We start from the raw sequence: 21898 nt of genomic DNA, 5'->3' as shown, positions 1-21898 counted from the left end.
AAATACCTTAGCGCCTGAATTCGGTTTATAATACGACTGATTTTTCATCTGTTACAGAATCTGTCTGATCAGCGGCCCATTTCTTCCTTATAATTTCCCTGCCGATCAACTCAATAGTGAGGTTATTAAAAAGTTCATCAATTTTGAAGTTAACCTTAAAGTCTTCTCTGATTCTGGAAAGAATCCGGATGGCCTTAAGGCTGTTTCCGCCCAGGTCGAAGAAGTTATCTCTGATCCCGATCTGATTACGTTCCAATACCTGTTGCCAGATCTTAACTAAAGCCGATTCTGTCTCATTACTTGCTTCCACATACATTTCTGGATTTTCTAAGGCTAAATCTTCCAATGAGGGTAACTGAGTGGCATCTACCTTGCCATTTCCTGTTAACGGTATCTGTTCGATCTGAACCAGGTAAGCAGGAACCATATAGGCCGGTAACAATGTACTCAGGTAATTTTTGATCTCATAAGTTTTTAGTATTTCTTCTCCTACAAGATAAGCGACCAGTTCCTGTTCTTCATTTCTATTTGGTTTAAGTAACACCGCAGCAGCAGTTATTCCAACATACTCGAGCAATGCTTTTTGAATTTCGCCTGCCTCTATACGGTATCCCCTTAATTTAAGCTGCTCATCTTCGCGTCCGCAGAACTCCATTTCTCCATTTGGGAGCCAACGGGCAAGATCGCCTGTTCTGTAAAGCCGCTTTCCGGGATGAAAAGGATCAGCTATGAATTTATCTTCCGTTAATTCCGGATTATTGAGGTAACCTTTTGCAAGTCCGTCACCACCGATATAAAGTTCGCCGATTTGCCCCAATGGCAACAGGCTTAATCCGGCATCAAGCACATAAAGTGTTACACCAGGAATCGGTTTTCCTATCGGAATTTTATTCAAGGTTTTCTTCGTTCCTTTTGCCATATGATGTACCGTGGCGCAAATACTGGATTCGGTAGGGCCATATGCATTAAAATAATCCATATGAGCTGTAATTTTCGCCACATGATCCTGAGTTGGTTGCTCCCCTCCAGAGATCAATTTTTTCAAGGAAGTTAATTTATCTGCTTTCAGCAATGGCAGATAGGCTGCCGGCAAAGTTGCTACCGTGATCTCATGATCGTTCATGTATTGTTCCAGCAGCATGGTGTCTTCCCGTATCTCGTCTGGTGTAAGGTATAGCGTTGCCCCCTGAAGCAATGCGATAAAGATTTCAAATACAGAAACATCAAAAGAAGGTGAGAAAAACTGAAGACTTCTGTCGTCCGGTTTCAAATTAAAAATACATTGCTGTGCCTGTATAGAATTGGAAACCGCAGCATGATCAATTAGAATACCTTTAGGGGTACCAGTAGAGCCTGAGGTGTATATCACATAGGCCAGGTTTGCTGGCTGAGGCACCACAGGAATATATTTGTCTGAAATTCCGATGCCATTTAGTTGCACATCAATAGCAAAAACATCACCCCCGTAATAGTCCAGGTCAAAAATATAATCGGTCTGGCTGATCAGTAATTTCACCCCGGTATCTTTCATAATAAATTCCTTACGGGTTTTGGGATAAGCCGCATCTATGGGTACGTAAGCTGCACCCGATTTTAATACTCCAAGGATTCCGATCAATAATGCTTCTGATCGGTTGAGCATAATACCCACCATATCATCAGCTTTTAGCTGGTATTTTTCCAACAGATAAGCTGCCAGCTGTTCTGATTTCTGATCAAGTTCTGCATAGGTAAGGCAATTATCCTGTGCTACAACCGCTGTTGCTTCAGGAGTTTTAGCCACCTGCTCTCTGAAAAGATCTACCAGTGTTTTCTGCTGATCGTAAGGCACAGGCTGATCATTAAAAAAGGAAATCAGTTGTTGTTTATCTGATTCATTTAAATAATCTAATTGTTTAACCGGTTTAAGTTGCTCATCCATGAGCACCTCTAATAATTGTTCAAAATGTGTACTCAACTGGATAATATAAGCCTGATTATATATGTCCGAATTGTACACAATACTCATTTCCAATGATTCTTCAACCACTGTGAAGTTAAAAACGATATCGAAAACGCTGCGCTGGTTTTCCATTTTATCATATGGATGCACCTCAAGTGCTGCAGGCTCTGTTCCGGTTTGCAGGTTAAGATCGACGTTCTGCAAGATTACCTGGATATCGAACAAAGGATTTCGACTAGCATCCCGACTAAGTTTCAACTCATTTACCAGTTCATCAAATGGATATAACTGATGCTCGTAGGCACCTAATGTTACTTCTTTAACTGCTTGAAGGATTTCTTTAAAATTATTTACCCCGCTAAATTTTGTGCGCAGCGCCAGGGTATTTACATAAAAGCCGATCTGATCTTCCAGGTCTATATGTTCACGGCCGGCAATTGGACTTCCGATGGTAATATCTTCCTGACCGGTATAACGGTACAATAATACATTAACGGCTCCTAACAATGCCATAAATAAGGTTACATCATTGCCTTCGGCTAATTTTTTAAGCCCTTGACTGATTACCGGAGGAATAACTTTATTTAAAGTACCGCAGTTATAAGTTTTAACCATTGGACGGGACTGAAATCCAGGCAGTTCTAATACAGGCAAATTTCCAGAAAACTGGTTTATCCAATAGGAACGTTCACTGTCAATATATTCTGCGGTAAGGCGGTTTTGCTGCCATAAGGTATAGTCTTTGTATTGGATGCGCAGTGGTGGCAAAGGATTATCCTTTTTGTTAGTGTAGGCATTGTACAAAACAAACAGTTCGTCAGTTAGCACTTTCATAGACCAGGCATCACTGATAATATGGTGCATTACCAGTGTAATTGCCCATTTCTGCGTGTTTAGCTGATATAAACCTACGCGTAGCAATGGCCCTTTGTCAAAATCAAATGGAAGGGTAAAATCTTTCCGGATCTGTTCCTGTAATAAACTCTCCTGTGATGGCTTAGCACTTAAATCAATTTGGTTAATATGGAATCCGATATCTTCAGGAGCAAGTATAAATTGCCCTACAATCCCCTGATCAACTTCCTTGAACACAGTTCTTAAAGTTTCATGTCTGGCCAGCAGAGTATCAAAAGCATAAGTGAGGGCAGAAAAATCAAGCTGTCCTTCCAAAAAATTTATGCTTGGAATATTATAGGCCCCATTGCCTTCCTCAAACTGGCTCATCACCCATAATCTGCGCTGAAAGGCTGAAATAGGATAGTAGGGCTGTGATGCGGCTATCGGAATCTCCGCAAACGAAATCTTTGGGCTTTTCTTAATCAGTTCTGCCTGTTCTTTCAATATAGCGCTCACAAAGAGCTCTTTCAGCGTAATCTTAACGTCAAAATGCTTATAAAGCTGAGATGATAAACGTGTGGCTTTAAGGCTGTGTCCACCCAAATCGAAGAAATTATCATTTACACCAATCTGTGTTCTACCTAATATATTTTGCCAGATTTCGACGAGCTTTTCTTCTGTATAATTGCCTGGTGCAACGTAAGTTACTTCTCTTTTAAGTGATCCATTGATGGATTCAGCCAATTTTTTCCGGTCGATTTTACCGTTTAAAGTCAATGGCAACTGGTCCAGCTGCACAAAATATCCTGGCAACATATATTCTGGCAGCTTTTTTCTTAAATGCCCCCTCAAATCAGCTACATCAATGGTTGTTTTACTTACCAGGAAGGCAATCAGTTCTTTTTCTCCATAAGCATTTGCCTGATCCATAATAACTACAGAGTTGATATCGGGATACTGCTGTATAGCCATTCTTATTTCTTCCGGTTCAATGCGGTAACCGCGAATCTTCACCTGGTCATCAAGCCTGCCGATAAATTCAATCGAACCATCCCCCCTTCTCCTGCCAAGATCGCCGGTTTTATACATCCTTGCATCCAACACAAAAGGATCTTTTACAAATTTCGTCTGAGTAAGTTCGGGCTGGTTGATATAGCCACGGGCTACCCCCGTACCGGCAATACAAATTTCACCGGCTACCCCATAAGGTACGATTGCACCCTGCGGATCGAGGATGTAAATGCGTTCATTTGATAATGGAAAGCCGATAGATAAAGATTCACTCTGATGGATTTCAAGGCTACTGCTCCATATTGTTGTTTCAGTAGGCCCGTAAACATTGATTATTTTTGGCCCGGATATTACCTTTAAACGGTCGTAATCTCTGTTTGTCCATGCTTCTCCACCGATCAGCAATACATCAAGTCTGTTCAGATGCCCTGAGCCTTGCGGATCTAATTCTATCAACTGATTCAATTTAGATGGCGTAATCTGTAGTACGTTGGTTACCGGACTGTTTTGAACCAGAATTTCCAGGTTGTCAATATCATTCATCAAACGGATACTTAGTCCTTTGGACAGGGAGCCCAACAGTTCCAGAACGGAAATATCAAAGGTGATACTGGTACCTGCCGCCAGAACCATTCCTGGTTTAATGCCGAATACAGCATCAAAATTAGCAAAAAAAGCATTGAGGTTTTGGTGTTCAACCATTACTCCTTTGGGTTTCCCCGTAGAGCCTGAAGTGTAGGTTACGTAAGCCAGATTTTGGGGCAATGGCCGGTAAGATGGATTCTGAGCATTAAATTCTCCTGCTTTTTCTAAAAAAGAAGCCACATAATCTGTATCTATCATTACTTTGCACTGGCTGTCTTCCCGGATATAGGCAATTCTTTCTGCCGGATAATCCGGATCAACAGGAACATAGGCCGCGCCTGATTTTAATACGGCAAGCATGGCGATCAGCATCCATTCTGTTCTGGGAAGAAGAATACCAATCCGGTCATCAGCCTTAATATCAACGTGCGAATGAAGATAATCAGAGAGGTTGTTAGCCAGTTGATTCAGTTCTGCATAACTGTATTCATTTCTTTCGTAATATAGGGCAACCTGATCAGGATGCAAAGACACCTGCTTTTCAAAACAATCAATAAAGGTCTGTTCTGCGGTGTAAGCTACAGGTAAACCTTCACTATCTTCCATCAGCTTTTGCTTTTCTGAAGGGGTAAGGAAAATCAATTCGCTGATTGGGGCTTCTGGCGAAGAAAGCATTTTTTCCAGCAGTTGTTCAAAATGATCACTCAACCTGCCAATGCTTTCACGATGATAAATATCACTGTTATACTCTATTGTCAATTGTAGTCCTGCCCTGGTTTCCATAAAATCAAAGGTGAGGTCTGCTTTACTGATTACATGATCACCTCCTTCAAAGGTGCTAATCTCAATCCCTCCCAATTTTTGTTGCTGATTTTGTTGCCATACATCGGTATTCTGTAGTATGATTAAAACATCAAACAGGGCATTTCTGCTCATGTTCCTTTCCAGTTGCAACGCATCAACTAACTCTTCGAATGGATATACCTGATGTTCGTAAGCGTTTAACGTTACCTGCTTAACATTTTTAACTAATGCTGCATAGCCCTCGTTACCCCGGAAACGGGTTCTTAAAGCCAATGTATTTAAATAAAATCCTATTTGTGACTCCAAATCTTCATGATCGCGGCCGGCAACCGGACTGCCAATAATGATATCTTCCTGGGCTGTATAGCGATACAATAGTGCATTTACAGCTGCAAGTAATCCCATAAAGAGGGTAGCACTTTCCTGGTTAAGGTATTCTTTAAGTCTTGCGGTTAACCGTTCATCCAACACCTTATAAACCACTCCTCCGTTATAGGTTCTGATTAAAGGACGCAATTTATCTCCCGGCAGTTCGAGGATAGGAATTTCACCACTAAACTGATCCAACCAGTAGTTCTGATGTACAGCAGATAGCTCATTCAATTGTTTCTGCAACCATGAAGCATAATCTTTATATTGGATACGCAGCGGAGTCAATACCTCTTTCTCTCCTTTCACTGCAGCATTGTAAATCAACATCAGTTCATTGATCAAAATGCCCATCGACCATCCATCGCTGATAATATGGTGCATTACATAGGTAAATACCCATTTTTTATCCGTGAGCTGGCTCAGGCTTGCCCTGATGAGTGGTCCTTTGGCCAGATCAAAAGGAGTTATTAATTCATCCTGCACCAATTTTTTTAGTATAGTTTGTTGTTGTTCATTCTCACGCAGATCGTGATAACGAACTTCAGCAGCAGATTTTTCGGTCGGAAGAACCACCTGAACAATATCTCCATCCTCATTTTCCTTAAAAACTGTTCTCAGTATTTCGTGCCGTTCAATCAATTTGTCAAAAGCAAAGGAAATGGCCTGTTTATCCAGTTCACCCTCAAGCACATATCCTCCGCGCATATTATAGGCAATGCCTCCTTCTTCAAACTGGCTCAGCACCCACAGTCTCCGCTGCGCAGAAGTAACAGGATAATACCCATTGGGATTTGGTGTAATGATCTGTATCCCTTCTTCCTCTTTATTTAGATTGGTCAGATACTCAATCAACTCACCTTTTTTTTCTTTCAATTCCCTAATCAGTTCGATAGGAAGATTAGTCCCGTTAAATCTCACTTTCAGATCAGATTCATCAAGTGCAATTGCAATATTATTTTCCTTAAGTTTTTGTAGTAGGCTTTGCATAGGATCGTATTGTTTATTAAAAATTAGTTGAGGTTTTTATATCTTTAAATGGTAATTTCGTTATCCATTTTAACGGTGGTCTTAAACCATTCCATTTCGTCGATCCTAGCTGCTATTGCTCTTATCGTTACATTCAGCATAAAATCTCTTAGGGTAAGGTTGATATTAAATTCTTTTTTTATTCTTTTTAACAACACCATGCCTTTTAAAGAATCTCCACCCAGTTCAAAAAAATCATCCTCCACCCCGATCATATCCAATCCAAAGAAACTTTCGAAAACTGCTTTTAATTTTTTTTCGGTATCGGTTTCAGGTTCCAGGTACCCCGAGGAAAGATGATTACGTTCCAGTATACCAAAGGCATTCTGGTTTTCAGGTTCATGGTCAGCGTACATTTCTTTTTCCATGTCATAAACTTCACGTATCCTGGTAAAAAGATCGCGAGCTGTTTCTAATATCACAGGGCTATCAGTCTGTTTTAAACTCCATTCGAACAGATCTGTAATTTCTGCGGGGATCAAAGCCTGGTGCACTCCGGATTTTTCGGCATCATCAAAAATCATTTCGGCCAGCCCCATACATTTCCAGTTCTGAAGTTCTGCAAACTTTGATGAGACAAAATGATCCATATATACATTAGCTGCAGAATATGCACTGAATGCAAGTCCCCCCAATAAAGTGGAGATACTGGAAGTTATCCACACAAAATCCGGCTGCCTATTTTTGAACACATTATAAATATTTTCAATCCCCTTTAATTTAGGGGCAAACGTGGTTAAAGCCTGGGTTACGGTTGCGTCTTCTATCAGTTCAAATTGGTTATTATCAAGTACTCCGGCCGCATGTATTACACCGTTAATTGTGCCAAAAGTTTCCTCAACATTTTCGACAGCCTTTTCAAAAGCAAGGTTATCGGCAACATTAACACTTAAATAGATGAGATCTTCACCTAACCCTTTTAAAAGCTCAAAACGCTTCTGCGCTATTTCTTGCTTCGCTGATGCTCCGGAAAATGTTGTTCTTCCTGTGAGGATGATTTTAGCCCGATATTTTTCAATCAGGTGTCTGGCCAGTATAAAACCTACATTTCCTAAGCCACCTGTAATCAGATAGATCCCCCCCTGTTTAATTTTTCCTGTTACGGAATTTAATGGCTGTACATTTTTCTGATAGTCAGGTAACCACCTCAATCCGTTTCTAATTGCAACAATCCGGGGCATTTCGGTAGTTGAAACTAATTCCTTAACCAGCTTAGCCGCTAGTTTTTCGGCATCTTCTTTCAGGTTAATATCTATATTCCGGCAGGAGATACCATATTCCTGTGGAATTACATTTACCGGACCAAGCAATAAGGATTGCAGAGGTATGCCATCTTCTATACCGGTGACCTGATACAGGGAATCGGTTAAAACGATGATATTTTTATGGTTTAACTCGTCATGCTGCTGCAAGGCCTGCATCAACCTGATGATACAGAAATAAGTGAGGTTAAGGTTAACGTCTTCTGCTTCCAATAAATATGAGGAAGTAGCTAAAGCCGTTGTGAGCGAATAAATTACATCTGTTACTTCAATACCTTCTTGTTTTATATCCCTGATCAACAAGTTAAAATCTGATGGTCCCAAAGCTGAAATGGTATAACTGCCATCTTCTTTTTTTGAGAAAGCGGCGCCCAACCTCACTTCTAGCACATGATGGCCCTGATTTAACAGTTCTTTTTTTAATGCCACTGTAAAATCGGCGCCCGAAGAAAAAAACAGGTATATTTTTCGGGATGGCGTTTCTAAAGCTGGAGGCAATAAAGATTGTTTCCATAAAGGAAAATAAATCCAGTCTTTCAATTCCGAATTTTGTGCTACCGTTGCAATTCCAAGAGATCCGATTAGCTTTTGATCGTATGGATCAACTTCAGCCGGGTAAGAAAGTGCTTCGAACGAATAGGTTGGAACAGAGATTTTCCTTCTTTTTTCATTTTTATGATACGAGTTCCAATCCATATTAACGCCAAAAGCCCATAATTGCCCGAGTGATCTGGTTGCATATTTAACATCATTAATTGCTTCTTTAAAAGGCCTTATAATATTCACGGCAGGTAACCTGCGATTTTCTGTATCGTGCTGTTTAAGCAATGCAGTTAATGAAGCACCCGCTCCGATTTCTACAAATACCAAATGCCGGTCCTGACGCAATATTTTTTTAATCCCGTCAGAAAACCGGACCGTTTCACGCATATGCTTACACCAGTAATCTGCCGAGGTTGCTTCTTCATCTTTAATAAACTCACCCGTAACATTTGAAACAAAATGAACCGCAGGTTTTTTAAAAGCTATTTCAAGCAATGTTTTTTTAAATTCATCCAATACAGGATTGAGCATGGCAGAATGAAAAGCATGTGAAGTATGCAGGGTTACAAAAGAAATCCCGGCGTTATCCAGTAATCTTTTTAACTCATCAATTGCTTCAAAAGTTCCTGATAAAACGACTTGATCCGGACCATTTATAGCTGCAAGGGAAATGTGATCATTTAGGTACCGGCCAACCTCGCTGGGTGATGCGGCAATGCTTAACATGGCACCCCCTGGCAGGGCATTAATGATTTCACCACGTTTGACCACTATTTTTAAAGCATCTTCGAGCGTAAATACACCTGCTAAAGTGGCAGCGACATATTCGCCAATGCTATGGCCGATCATATACTGTGGCAAAATACCCCATGATTTTAGTAAGCTGCTTAGTGCATATTCTAGCAGGAAGATCAGTGGCTGGGCATAACGTGTTTCATTGATTTTTTTAGGATCAGCATTCCCTGGAAACCAGATCGCTTTAAAATCTTCACCAGTAAGTTCCCTGATAACGTCAAAACCTTTGTCCATTTCTTCACGGAACAGCGCTTCGCTGACATACAAATCCTTTCCCATCTCTGCATACTGAGAGCCTTGCCCCGAAAACATAAACACAATCAAACCTTTTCTATCTTCACTCCTGAAAATCTCTGGTGTTTTTTTATGATGAAGGATTGCTATCAGATCATTCAGGTCTTCATAAACGATTGGTTTACGAAAAGTAAAGTGTTTTCTGCCTTGTTGAAAGGTATGGGATAGGCTGGCAAGGTTTATTTCTGGTGTTGCAGATAAAAAAGTGCCCAGTTTATCAAGATACCTGGCGAGGGCATTTTCAGATTTAGCCGAAACCGTAAGCAGATGAAATGTCTCTTCCTGAACACGATCTTCCAAAACTGGAGGTTCTTCCAGTATCAGGTGTGCATTGGTACCTCCTATTCCAAACGAACTCACACCTGCACGAAGCGGCAGATCATTCAAGGGTTCCCATTTTTTTAATACTGTATTAACGTAAAAAGGTCCGTCCGAAAAATTAATTTCCGGATTAGATACTTTAAAATTCAGACTTGGTGGCAATAACTTATATTTCAAACTGAGGGCAGTTTTGATTAATCCTGCTACTCCGGCAGCGGTATCGGTATGGCCAATATTCGTTTTAACAGACCCTATTGCGCACTTGTGGCCTTCTTTTTTACCAAAAGCAAGGTTTAATGCTTCAACCTCTATGGGATCTCCTAAACGGGTACCTGTTCCATGTGTTTCTACGTAAGTGATCGATTCTGGTTCTACTTTTGAAAACCGGTGTGCTTTTTTAATACATTCTGACTGACCTTCTACACTTGCGGCCGTAAAGCCAACTTTCCTATTTCCATCGTTATTGATTGCACTGCCTTTAATAATAGAATAGATCTCATCACCATCCTCCAGGGCATCGTTTAGTCTTTTGAGCACCACTACACCAGCTCCCTCACTGATCATGGTGCCACTGGCATCCTGATCAAATGCCCTACAATGCCCGTCATTAGAAAAAATCATCCCTTCCTGATAGGTATAACCATCCTGTTTATGAGTTTTTAAGGTTACCCCTCCGGCAAGCGCGACCCTGGTTTCCCCTAACAACAGGCTTTTACACGCCAGATGTACCGCAACAAGGGAGGTTGAACAAGTTGTATTTATGGTAAACGAAGGACCTTTCAGATTAAGCTTATAAGATAAAGTTGAGGCTAAAAAATCTCTGCTGTTCAGCGTGTAAAGACTAAAGTCGTCTATTTCCTGATTAATATTTTTCAATTTTGAATAGAGCCGCCAATGCAAATCATCTCCGCCGCCTACATATAAGCCAATGGGGCCTTTGCTTCTGCCAGGATCTATTCCAGCATCTTCAAGTGCCTCCCAGATACATTCATGAAAAATACGGTGTAGAGGATTCATTAATCTGGCTTCATCCGGACGGTAATCAAAGAAGGCACTGTCAAAATGGTGTTTGCTTTCCAGATGTGTAACTGCCCTTACAAAATGTTCATCATGGATTTTCCGCTCATCGTGCGGCAAAAAATCGATAGACTCCACACCGTTAATAAGGTTATCCCAATAGGTACGCCAATTGTCTGCCCCTGGGAAACGACAGGACATTCCGGTTATGGCGATTTCTAAACCCGTATATTTTTGATTATTCTTCATCTGTATCGTAGTTTAATAAACTGAATGTTTCTTCCATTACATTTAAAGACATGGTTAATTCTTCTTCAGCAGCTATCGTATCTGGCGTATCATCACCTGCCAGCAAATAAGCTGCAAGTGCGGCAATGTTGCCCGTTTTAAAAGCCATGGCTACTGATAGTCTTTTATCAAATTTTTTATTTACCATGGCAATCATCCTGACAATTTTGATTGAGTTGCCACCTATATCAAAGAAATTATCGCTTATACCAATACGATCTCTGCCCAGCACTTCTTTCCAGATTAATTCCAGGCTTTTTTCTATTTCATTTCCAGGTGCAATGTAAGTTGTAGCCGTTTCTACGCGCCGGCCCTGCATTTCCTGTAGTTTTCTTTTGTCTACTTTTCCACTCGCTGTCAAGGGAAGATAATCTACTTGTATGTAGTGGCCCGGTACCATATACGAGGGCAATTTCCTGTTGAGGCCGGCCCTTAGATCAGTCACATTCAATGCCTCTGTTCCGGTAACATATGCCACGAGCTCTTTTTCCGCAGTAATGATTACGGAGGCCGCTGTAACAAGGCCATTCTGCTGCAATACGGTTTCTATCTCACCAAGTTCGATCCTATGACCATGCACTTTAACCTGATCATCTTTACGACCGATATAGTCTATATTACCATCTGATAACCACTTGCCGAAATCGCCTGTTCTGTAAAAGTGTTCTCCCGGGGCAAAGGGATTTTTAATAAAACGTTCTGCTGTAAGTTCCGGATTATTGATATATCCTTTTGCCACCCCCTTTCCACCAATATAAATCTCACCTGCGGTACCTATTGGCAATAAATTAAGCTGTTTATCAAGTATGTAAATTTGGGTATTGGCAATCGGTTTACCTATGAGTATCTTATCTACATCCTGTTCTACTTTACAGCAAGTTGACCATATTGCTGTTTCAGTTGGTCCGTACATATTATAAATGGCTATATCGGGTAAATCCCTGTAGAGTTTTTTTAGCAATGATAGCGGAAGCCTTTCTCCTCCAAGAAGGATTGTTCTGATTGATTTTAACTTACTCAGATAAGGCTGTAACAAGGTTGCCATTGAAGGTGTGGCTTGCAGGTGGGTAATTTCATATTGTTCGAGCTGGCGTTTGGCAGAGGTTCGCATCTTTTTACCAACAACCATTTCATGATAGGCCGCTTTAATCTCGTTAAGTGTTGCAAGCCCCTCAATCGTAGTATTAAAATCAACTCCAAAGTCAATAAAACAGGCGATCTCATCCACACCAATGAGGCTGAGTTTTTTCAGCATCTGCATACAGGAAGATTTTGTTCCGATCAAACTTGCAGAAGAAACATACCTGTTAAAAGAATGTTCGAGTAATGCATCCATGTCTTCTTCAGAAAAACCTTCTGCATTAATGTCAATATTTAAATCAGCCGCCAGGTTTTTTAACAGGCTGGCAGAGGTGCGGAGGTAATTGATAAATGGTATTTTAGCCGCTGCGTAGGTTGATTCGAGATCTTCGCCAATGTAGGTATGTAACATTACCGCCACCTTAGACAGTTTCGGATCATGTCCGCATTCTTCATAAGCTTTGCGGTAAGCTGCAATTTTAAGGGCTAGGCCCTCTACGGTTTCTCCAAGTAAATGTGTAAGTACATTAAAGCCCATTTTACCTGCAGAAATAAAAGTATCGATGCTGTTTGCAGCGGTGATCCAAAGGGGCAGTTCTTTCCGTACCGGCCTTGGAAATATCCGGACATCTTTTGAAATTCCGTTACCGTCTTCATATGCTACGGTTTCTCCCCTCCACAACGACTGCACGGTACCAATTGCCTTATACATCACTTCATGCGATTTTTTGAAGTTTTCCGGGGCAAATACGAAATCATTGGCATTCCATCCTGAAGCACAAGCAATTTCAACTCTACCGGAAGATAGATTATCAACAACAGACCATTCTTCTGCGATGCGCAACGGATGATGCAAAGGGAAAACTACACTTCCTGCCCTGATACTGATATTATTAGTGATTGTAGATAGGGCGGCGCCTAATACGGAAGGGTTAGGATAGAGACCACCAAATTCATGGAAATGACGTTCAGGGGTCCATACTGCGACGAAATCATGTTGATCTGCGAACTTGGCACCTTCAAGTAATAATTTATATTTATCATTTTCATCACCCTGCCCTGCATTGCCGAAATAGAATAGACTGAATGCAAGGGGTTGTTCCTCTTTTTCCTCTTCATTAAAAAGTTCTCTTACATCTTTCTGAATGATCACCTGATAACCCAGGGTAAGTGTCCAGATCAACTCCAGTACTGAAATATCGAAAGTAAAATTAGTAAGGGATAACATCGTGCCTGGTTTCTTTCCAAAAACACCATTCATCCCGGTAAAAAAATTCAATACATTTTTATGCGACAATAAACATCCTTTTGGATTTCCTGTGGTACCAGAGGTATAAATGCAATAGACCAGGGATGTTGCTTTTACCGCTTTATAAACACCTGTAGGCCAATCGCCAGCCGCTTTTTTAAAATGAGATAATTCCGTCTCATCAAATACTGCTTTACATCTGCTATCAGAAACAATATAGGCTATTCTTTCTGCCGGATATTCTGGATCTATGGGAATATAAGCTGCTCCACTTTTCATTATACCCAATATGGAGATAACAAGCCATTCGCTCCTGTCCAGTTGAACCCCGATCAAATCATCAGTTTCTATCTGGTGGGTTGCTAACAGGTAACTGCATAATTGATCAGAACGCTCATCCAGGAATTTATAGGTAAAACTATTGCCTTCGAATACAATAGCAATGGCATCCGGAGTCGAGGCAGCCTGTCTTCTGAATAAATCAACAATGGTATCTTCTTCTTGGTAATCAGTTGCGGTATCATTGAATGTCTCCAGCAACTGTAACTGCTCATGTTCAGACAAATAATTGATATTCGAAATGGATTCATCGGGGCTTAAGCTTACCGCTTCGAGCAAACGGTTAAAATGATCCACCATTCTAACAATGGTATCTGCATCAAAAAGATCAGTATTGTATTCCACATTTAATAGCAAGGCGTCATTTTCTCCCGAAAAATTGAAGGTTAGATCATATTTACTCACCACATGATTTTGTTCGCCATAAATATTAACGGTAAGATCGTTTTGCTGATCTGTAGCGACGGAGCGATCATGATTCATATTTTGCAAGATGATCATGACATCGAAAAGTGCACTGCGGCTCATATCACGCTGAAGCTGCAGTTCATCCACCAACTCATCAAAAGGATAAATTTGATGTTCATAAGCGCTGAGGGTAACCTGTTTAACCTCTTTCAATAGTTCCAGAAAAGAATCTGCAGCTTGAAAACGGAATCTGAGTGCCAGCATATTTAAGTAGAAACCAATCTGATCTTCCAGATCAACATGCGCTCTGCCGGCTGTAGGAGTTCCGATAATGATATCTTCCTGGCCGGTATAACGATAAAACAATGTATTCAATACCGAAACCAATCCCATAAACAAGGTAGTGTCTTCCCGGTCTAACAATTGCCTGAATTTTTTCACCGCCGTTTGATCCATTTTGCTGGTAACGATGTGCCCATTATATGTTTTTACAGCCGGTCGTGGCCTATCCGTCATCAGTTCAATTACCGGCAAATTTCCCTTGAACTGGTTGAGCCAGTATTCTTTGTGCAGGTTTAACGATGCACCGCCGAGCTGTTCCTGCTGCCATACGGCATAATCTTTATATTGTATTCGTAATGGCACCAATGAAAATTCCAATCCATTTACATGGTTATTATAATAGAGCAACAACTCATTGATAAAGATCCCCATTGACCATCCATCGCTAATAATATGGTGCATAACGCAAGTAAATACCCATTTTTTATCCTCCAGTTGGAATAAATTAGCCCTGATCAGCGGTCCTTCCGCCAGGTTAAAAGTTTTTGACAATGTACTTTGCACAAGCCTTGCCAATCGATCTGCTGCTTCGTTTTCATCTCTCAGGTCGAGATAACCGATCTTAAATCCGGCCACATCACTGGCTTGGATATATTGGGTAACGTTACCATGATCATCCTCCCTGAAAACCGTACGCAGAATTTCATGACGTTCTACTAGTTGTTGAAAGGCAAACACCAGGGCCTGCCGGCTTAAATCTCCTTCAAACAGGTATGCACCTGGCATATTATAGGCCTGACTGGCGCCTTCAAACTGACTTAATACCCATAATCTGCGCTGGGCAGAAGATAAAGGATATGAAAGTGCCGTTGGTGCTGCATGAAGGTGTTTATATCCAACAGGTGTACTCAGCGCAATAAAAGCCGCTAATTCCTTAATGGTTTTATTTAAAAAGATATCAGCTATTTTTATGCTTACCCCAAACTCACGCTGAATTCTGGCTGCCAGTTGTATGGCACGCAGGGAATGTCCGCCAATACTGAAAAATGATACATTTCGTCCAATTTTATCCAGCCCCAGAATTTCTTTCCAGAACTTAGCCAGTGTAACTTCAAGTTCTCCAACGGGGGCTTCAAAAGTAATCCCACCCATCACAATATTTTCCGGTATTGGCAAGGCTTTTCTATCAACTTTACCGTTCATATTTAGTGGAAATTCTTCCATATAAATAAAATAAGATGGGATGACTTGCTGGTTCAGCACTTTGTTAAGCGAATTTCTGAACGCTTCAGCATCTCTTTCCTGCCCGGTATAATATGCAATAAGACTGGTGAAATTGTCATCGGTACGATGTGATTTCGCCACTACACCGCTAATTCCATCAAGTTCCATGATGGCTGTTTCTATTTCATTTAACTCTACCCTTATACCGTTTATTTTAACCTGGCTATCTAACCTTCCAAGTACTTCTATATTGCCATCGGCCAGATAGCGGCCAAGATCGCCGGTTTTGTAAACAATATCTTTAACATCATTGGTTAGCGGGTTGGGCACAAATACAGCCTGTGTAAGTAATTCATTTTTATAATATCCCTTTGTGGCAAATGGGGTTTTGATATAAATCTCTCCAATTTCCCCAGCCTTACAGATATTGTTATTTTTAACAATGGCGACAATGGTATTGCTGATTGGCACACCAACAGGTATCGGCAACGAAGCAATTTCCTCTATCTGTTCAATTCTGTAAAATGTTTTGATCATTGTGGTTTCTGTTGCGCCATACAGGTTGACCAGTTTGGTTTTCGTACCTGCTACCTTACGCCAGTTTAGTATATCCTTAGTATATAATAGTTCACCGGCCATTAAAAGATATGTTAGATGCCCACTATCATAGACGTTTTCCTGTGCCTGCAATTCTTTGATAAGCAGGCGAAAAAGCGAAGGAACACAATGTACAAGGTTTATTTTTTCTGTTTGTAACCAGCTAAGCAGTAGTGCGGGATTGGTTTTGGTAGCTTGCGACGGGATACAAAGCGTTCCTCCACCAATGAGCGCTGTGAAAATATCTCGTAATGAAGCGTCAAAGGTTACCTGGGTAAGCTGGCTAACCCGGAATGATTCGTCGATCTGAAATTCCCTGATTTCCCAATGGATAAAATGACTTAGGCTTACATGAAGCCCTTCAATTGCTTTTGCTTCGCCTGTTGAACCCGAGGTATAAAAGATATAATTGCTGTTATCACCTGTTACTGCTAGCGCAGGATTATGCTCCCACTCTTCAGTTTCTTCAAATAACCTCGTCGAAAGTTCTCCGTTAAGCAACTGGTACAGTTCAATCTGATCATCTTCACCAACAACAATCAGGTAATCTAAATCAATCTCCTGATCGATCAAGAACCTGGATAATGGTACTTTGTATGCTGAAGTAACAATTGCAATCCCTTCAAACGTATCAGTAAAAATCTGTTTTAGCCGTTTTTCTGAAGAACTGAAATCTACAGGCAGGTAGATATTGCCGGCCTTGAATATACCCAGCATAGCAGCAACCAACGCGATGGAGGAAGGTGCAACTACATTAACAATTTTACCATCGCTGTACCCGATTGATCTGAGTAATGATGACAGCCTGTTCGCGTAAACATTCAGGCTATTATAAGTAATCGCAATATCCTCGGTTTTGATGGCAAGATGCGAAGGATTTCTTTTTACAACTTCTTCAAATACGCTGTGAATTACTTTCTTATCCATTCCTTTAAATAATTAATTTTTTCTAAATTATAGCAGTAATCAACTGTCCGTTTGGCCAACAGATCCAATGTATCTATATAAGGAAAATCGACCACATCGGGTGATATGGCTACTGATACTTCTGTACAACCACCAATAATGAGGTCAACCTGCTGCTCGCTAAGTTTATCTATTGATCTCTTCATCAGATCTCTGGCCTCTTGAGAGATATGGGCAGATTTAAAACCATTTTTCATGTAGACCGAGCGCATAAATAAATTCTCCTGATCATGATGGCTTAGGGTAATTATATCCAGCCCGTTGCTTCCCAGCTCTTGGTGAAACAATCCAGAATTGATGGTACCTGTTGTAGCCAGTATGCCTATCCTTAAGGCCCCCGCATAATCCTCTTTAATAGATTCAAAAATGAGGTGCAGCGGATTGATGACATAGGCACTGGTATGCTCAGTAATCTGCCGGTAATAGTAATAAGAAGTAATACAACCCAATGTAATAACCTCTATTCCATTTCGGTTAAACAGATCTACTGATCTTAAAATTGCGTCAATAGGTGAAGGTTCATTATAAACAATTGCCCTGGTTCTGTCAGGAATAGCCGCATTATTATGATAGATAATTTCGAGGAATTCCTGATCAGATGTTGCAGGTGAATAATCAATGATTTTCTGGAGAAAACAAGCACCAGCTCTTGAACCCATTCCACCAATAATACCAAGTTTCTTTTTTACCGTCATAAGAAGATTATTAACTGAGATCGGGCATATTAAAAAGCTCCAGAAAAATATTGAATGTTAACACCACGATCAGAAAATCGCTGTCGTAGGGTAAATTTAATCTGAACCCTTTTGCGCTATACTGTTTTTTGAGTACTTCTACTACATCAGGGTCAAAATAACCCTGTTTTTTAATTTTGTCATAAGATAACAGATCGTTGATCCACTCTACATTCTGGCTCAATAATGAAGGGCTGCCTGGTGCAATAAAGCCGAACTTTTGCCGGTTTATAATAGATTCAGGTATATATTTTGACGCGACTTTTTTTAAAATATATTTTTCGATAAGGCCGTTCAACTTCATGTCAGGCGGGATTGTTTTCACAAACTCGACCAGATTTATATCCAGAAAGGGAAACCTTCCTTCTACCGAATTTGCATTGGTTACCCGGTCGCAATGGTCTGAGATCAGGTGATCAGACAGGCGAAGTTTGAGATCTATATAAGATCTTTTATGTAACGTATGCCTGTTACGGATTCGTTCCTTATTAAATAGGAGATATTCAACGGCATCAAACTCTTTTAGCCTTCCACGAAGTCTGCCGGAATATAGTCCGGCCTTCAATGTAGAAAATTCATAATAATTTTTCTCGTAAAAGAAATCGCTGTCGCCCCAGAGTTTATTTCTATACTCATCTTCCAGTAGTTCTTCCAGATCTTTTATTTCGTTGTGTTTATTACGCTGCTTGTCGAAACGATAGCCAATATAACCGCCAAAAAATTCATCTGCGCCTTCTCCTGATAATATAACCTTAATTCCACGGTTGCTTACGGCCTGGGATAAAGCCAGCGAACAGGTATTATAAGATTCTTTAAGTGCGCCCTCCGATGCCCATACGGCTTGTTTTAATCTCTTTTCCACTTCGGCACTATCAAACATTATATCGGTATGTGTTCCCTTCAGGTGATCAACCATAATCTGTTGATATTTTCTTTCATTCATCTCTGCATCAGAAGGGAAACCGATAGAAAAAGAAGGATAATCTACCCCAGGTGTAATCGCTTTCATCATTGCACCAATGAGTGAAGAGTCCAGTCCTCCGCTCAGGTAATAGCCTATGGGTACATCAGCGTTAAGCCTGTATTTTACCGATTTCAGCAAAAGGTCTTCCAGCTTTTCTATATAAAAAGATTCTGTTTTTACACTCATGCCCTGCGCTTCAGGATAATCGAGGTCCCAGTATTCCGAAATTTCTACCTGATCTCCCTTTACCTTTATACAATGCCCCGGGGCCAGACTATGGACACCTTTGAATAGGGTAACCGGACTAACCGGCCCTGGAAAAGTAAATATCTGATCGAGCCCTTCAAGATTTACCACTCTTTTTACTGAAGGGTGTTTGATGATCGCTTTTATCTCTGAACCAAAAATAAAAAGGCCATTAAAATGAGTATAAAAAAGCGGACATATACCAAAATGATCTCTGGCCAGAAACAAGCTGTTATCACTTTTATCTAATATTGAAAAAGCAAATTGCCCGTTAAGCCTGTTCACAAAGCCGGTGCCATATTCTGCATATAAATAAACGATCACTTCAACATCGCAATTGGTTTTAAAGCGGTGTCCCTTCTGTTCCATTTCAGCCCTTAGTTCTCTGTAGTTATAAATTTCTCCATTACAGATAACCACCACAGATTGATCTTCATTGTAAAATGGCTGATGTCCGTTTTGAACGTCTACAATGCTTAATCTCCTGAAACCAAATCCTATATTATCGTGAACAAAGCAGGTTAATTCGTCTGGTCCCCGATGTATCAGTTCATTGGCCATAGCTTCCAATAAGGATTGTTCAATAGGCTGATTTCGTTTAGCATCATAGATGCCTGCAATTCCACACATAAAATATTTTCTTTGAATCAATACATAAATGAAAAATCTTTTTCTTAAAACTCATCGTTGATGAGTGCATTGAATGAGGTTTTCAGTTCTGCTTCTGAAAAGCTAAAAGATTTAATTGCCATTTGCTCAATCCCCGCACCGTCTGCATCATTTATAATAAGCACCTTTGATAATAATGATTTGGGTATTTCTTGAAAATCCTGTGCTTCTACTATAATTTGTTGCTGAGCAGATAGAAAACCGGTAAGTTCAGGATTCGCAGCGGCATCCAGCAGCGATTGTTGCGTACAATGAACAATTGATACGGGATAAGAATTGCGGGTGGTTTTATCATAAAAACTTCTTAATTCATTCAAATAGGTTAATCCTTGTAAAATGTCTTGCCTACCCAGGCCAAAATCTGTTAAACATGCAACCTCATCAACATCATAGCTTTTTAATTTCCTGATCATTTCTTTTACCTTTTCAATTGTACCCAGCAATCCGGCATGTTCAAAAAAACGTTGAAATGCAATTTCGGTAAGTTCATCTAACAAATGTTCCGGAATTTCACCGTTTACACTTCCGTAACGGCCCTTATCTTTGAATGCTATTGCCTGATCATTGCTTTTTACCATTGCCTGGATCAATTGTGTAGAAGACCTGATGTAATTTTTAAGTGGTTGGCGTACCTTTTCTTTAACCGTTTCATTGTCTTCACCAAGATAAGTATGCGCCATTACCGAAACGATTCCGGATCTGGGATCGAAACCATTTTCTTTAAGCGATTTACGGTATGCAGCAATTTTTTCGATCAATTCATCCGTATTTTGCCAGAGCAGGTGGGTAAGGATGTTCGCACCGATTTTTCCTGCATCGATAAATGTTTCCACTTTTCCGGCAACGGTAATCCATACAGGTAACTTTTTCTGAACCGGCTTAGGATAAATGGCCACCTGAATATCGTTACCGAGTCCGTTTTTAAAAGTAACTTTTTGTCCTTCCCATAAGCGCCTTACTTCATCTAATTGCAGCATCATATGCTCATGCCGTACACTATAATTTTCCGGAAAAAAAATAAAATCGTCGCATTGCCATCCTGACGCAAAAGATATGGCAGCCCGCCCACCAGATAAATTATCGACCACGCTCCAATCTTCTGCAATTCTTGCAGCATGATGCAATGGGGCCACTAAACTGCCCGACCGGATTTGTACTTTTGAGGTACTTACAGCAAGAGCAGCGCTGATTACTGAAGGATTGGGATATAAACCTCCAAATTCATTAAAATGTCTTTCCGGTGTCCAAACTGACGTAAAACCATGATCATCAGCATATTTTGCAGTATCAAAAAGTAATTTATACCGTTCTTTTTCCGCTTCCTCTACATAACTACCAAAATAAAATAACCCAAAATTCATATCCAGTATTTCCCTATCCTGCTTATAGCGGTTTATTGGTATATTCTCATCAAGGCGTTCAGCTATTATTGTTAATCCATTTATTGATGCCCAGATCATTTCAAGCAAACGTCTTTGAAAAGGCAAACATTCAGATAATAGTATATTATCTCCGGTTTCAATGTTAACCGCTACATCCAGTTTGCTGTAAAAACCGCTTATTTCTTTACTGCTTAATGCATATATTTTTTGCGTGTCACTATTATAAAATGACCAAGAAAATGGTTGTTCAATTGTTTCTGGATCTTTATCCGAAAGTATTTCTGATGAAATAAGATCCTCTATAGCAATTACCTCATAATTAATGATATCAATAGTGTGGCAACGTGCAGCAATGATACACCTGGCTTTTAAGCTACTCACCAGACTGCTGATATCAGATCCGTTAATTGGATCATAAAATATGCTCTTAAGCCCCGATCTGATTAATGCCCAGGCGAGCGGAAGCAATTGCATTTCATCCGAGATCATCACGAATACAGTATCATTATACCTGATGTTTTTTTTCTCCAGGCCATAACAAATGGCAGCTATCTGTGATTTAAGTAACTCGACAGACAGGGTAGCCGCTTTTGTTACAAGAGCAGTCCTGTATGCTATTTTTTCTGATAGGTACATAATAGGTTATGGTTTAATAAGCTGG

The 21898-nt window shown here is 40.4% G+C and carries 6 protein-coding genes; all 6 read right to left on the bottom strand.

Annotated features, from left to right (window positions below):
- Window positions 1–25: 25 nt before the first annotated feature.
- The 6 genes from ABEG20_RS05190 to ABEG20_RS05165 are packed head-to-tail and all read right to left on the bottom strand — an operon-like array spanning window position 26 to window position 21873.
- Window positions 26–6538, bottom strand: coding sequence for an amino acid adenylation domain-containing protein (locus ABEG20_RS05190; protein WP_406826323.1), 6513 nt, complete (start codon window positions 6536–6538; stop codon window positions 26–28).
- 44 nt (window positions 6539–6582) lie between these two features.
- Window positions 6583–11058: an SDR family NAD(P)-dependent oxidoreductase gene (locus ABEG20_RS05185; RefSeq protein ID WP_406826322.1), complete on the bottom strand. Its 4476-nt coding sequence runs from the start codon at window positions 11056–11058 to the stop codon at window positions 6583–6585.
- Window positions 11048–17203 (bottom strand): D-alanine--poly(phosphoribitol) ligase subunit DltA, encoded by a 6156-nt coding sequence (gene dltA / locus ABEG20_RS05180; RefSeq protein WP_406826321.1) that lies wholly within the window; start codon window positions 17201–17203, stop codon window positions 11048–11050. Before dltA ends, ABEG20_RS05185 begins: the two co-directional genes overlap by 11 nt.
- Window positions 17188–17937 carry an aspartate/glutamate racemase family protein gene (locus tag ABEG20_RS05175; protein WP_406826320.1) on the bottom strand — a complete coding sequence of 250 codons (750 nt, stop codon included), beginning with the start codon at window positions 17935–17937 and terminating at the stop codon, window positions 17188–17190. The genes dltA and ABEG20_RS05175 overlap by 16 nt, the downstream gene beginning before the upstream one ends.
- A 10-nt stretch (window positions 17938–17947) precedes the next feature.
- Entirely contained in the window at window positions 17948–19816 is a 1869-nt protein-coding gene (gene asnB / locus ABEG20_RS05170) for an asparagine synthase (glutamine-hydrolyzing) (protein WP_406826319.1), read from the bottom strand.
- Window positions 19817–19860: 44 nt separating this feature from the next.
- Window positions 19861–21873 carry a MupA/Atu3671 family FMN-dependent luciferase-like monooxygenase gene (locus ABEG20_RS05165; RefSeq protein WP_406826318.1) on the bottom strand — a complete coding sequence of 671 codons (2013 nt, stop codon included), beginning with the start codon at window positions 21871–21873 and terminating at the stop codon, window positions 19861–19863.
- Window positions 21874–21898 lie beyond the last annotated feature (25 nt).

Source organism: Pedobacter sp. KACC 23697, assembly GCF_045348445.1.
GTDB lineage: Bacteria > Bacteroidota > Bacteroidia > Sphingobacteriales > Sphingobacteriaceae > Pedobacter.
Note: the sequence above shows the minus strand (reverse complement) of the source record. Positions and strands in the feature narration are given on the sequence as shown.

Bases quoted from the DNA above. Each gene is read 5' to 3' on its own strand.
- ABEG20_RS05190 (WP_406826323.1), bottom strand. From the start codon at position 6,538: ATGCAAAGCCTACTACAAAAACTTAAGGAAAATAATATTGCAATTGCA.
- ABEG20_RS05185 (WP_406826322.1), bottom strand. From the start codon at position 11,058: ATGAAGAATAATCAAAAATATACGGGTTTAGAAATCGCCATAACCGGA.
- dltA (WP_406826321.1), bottom strand. From the start codon at position 17,203: ATGGATAAGAAAGTAATTCACAGCGTATTTGAAGAAGTTGTAAAAAGA.
- ABEG20_RS05175 (WP_406826320.1), bottom strand. From the start codon at position 17,937: ATGACGGTAAAAAAGAAACTTGGTATTATTGGTGGAATGGGTTCAAGA.
- asnB (WP_406826319.1), bottom strand. From the start codon at position 19,816: ATGTGTGGAATTGCAGGCATCTATGATGCTAAACGAAATCAGCCTATT.
- ABEG20_RS05165 (WP_406826318.1), bottom strand. From the start codon at position 21,873: ATGTACCTATCAGAAAAAATAGCATACAGGACTGCTCTTGTAACAAAA.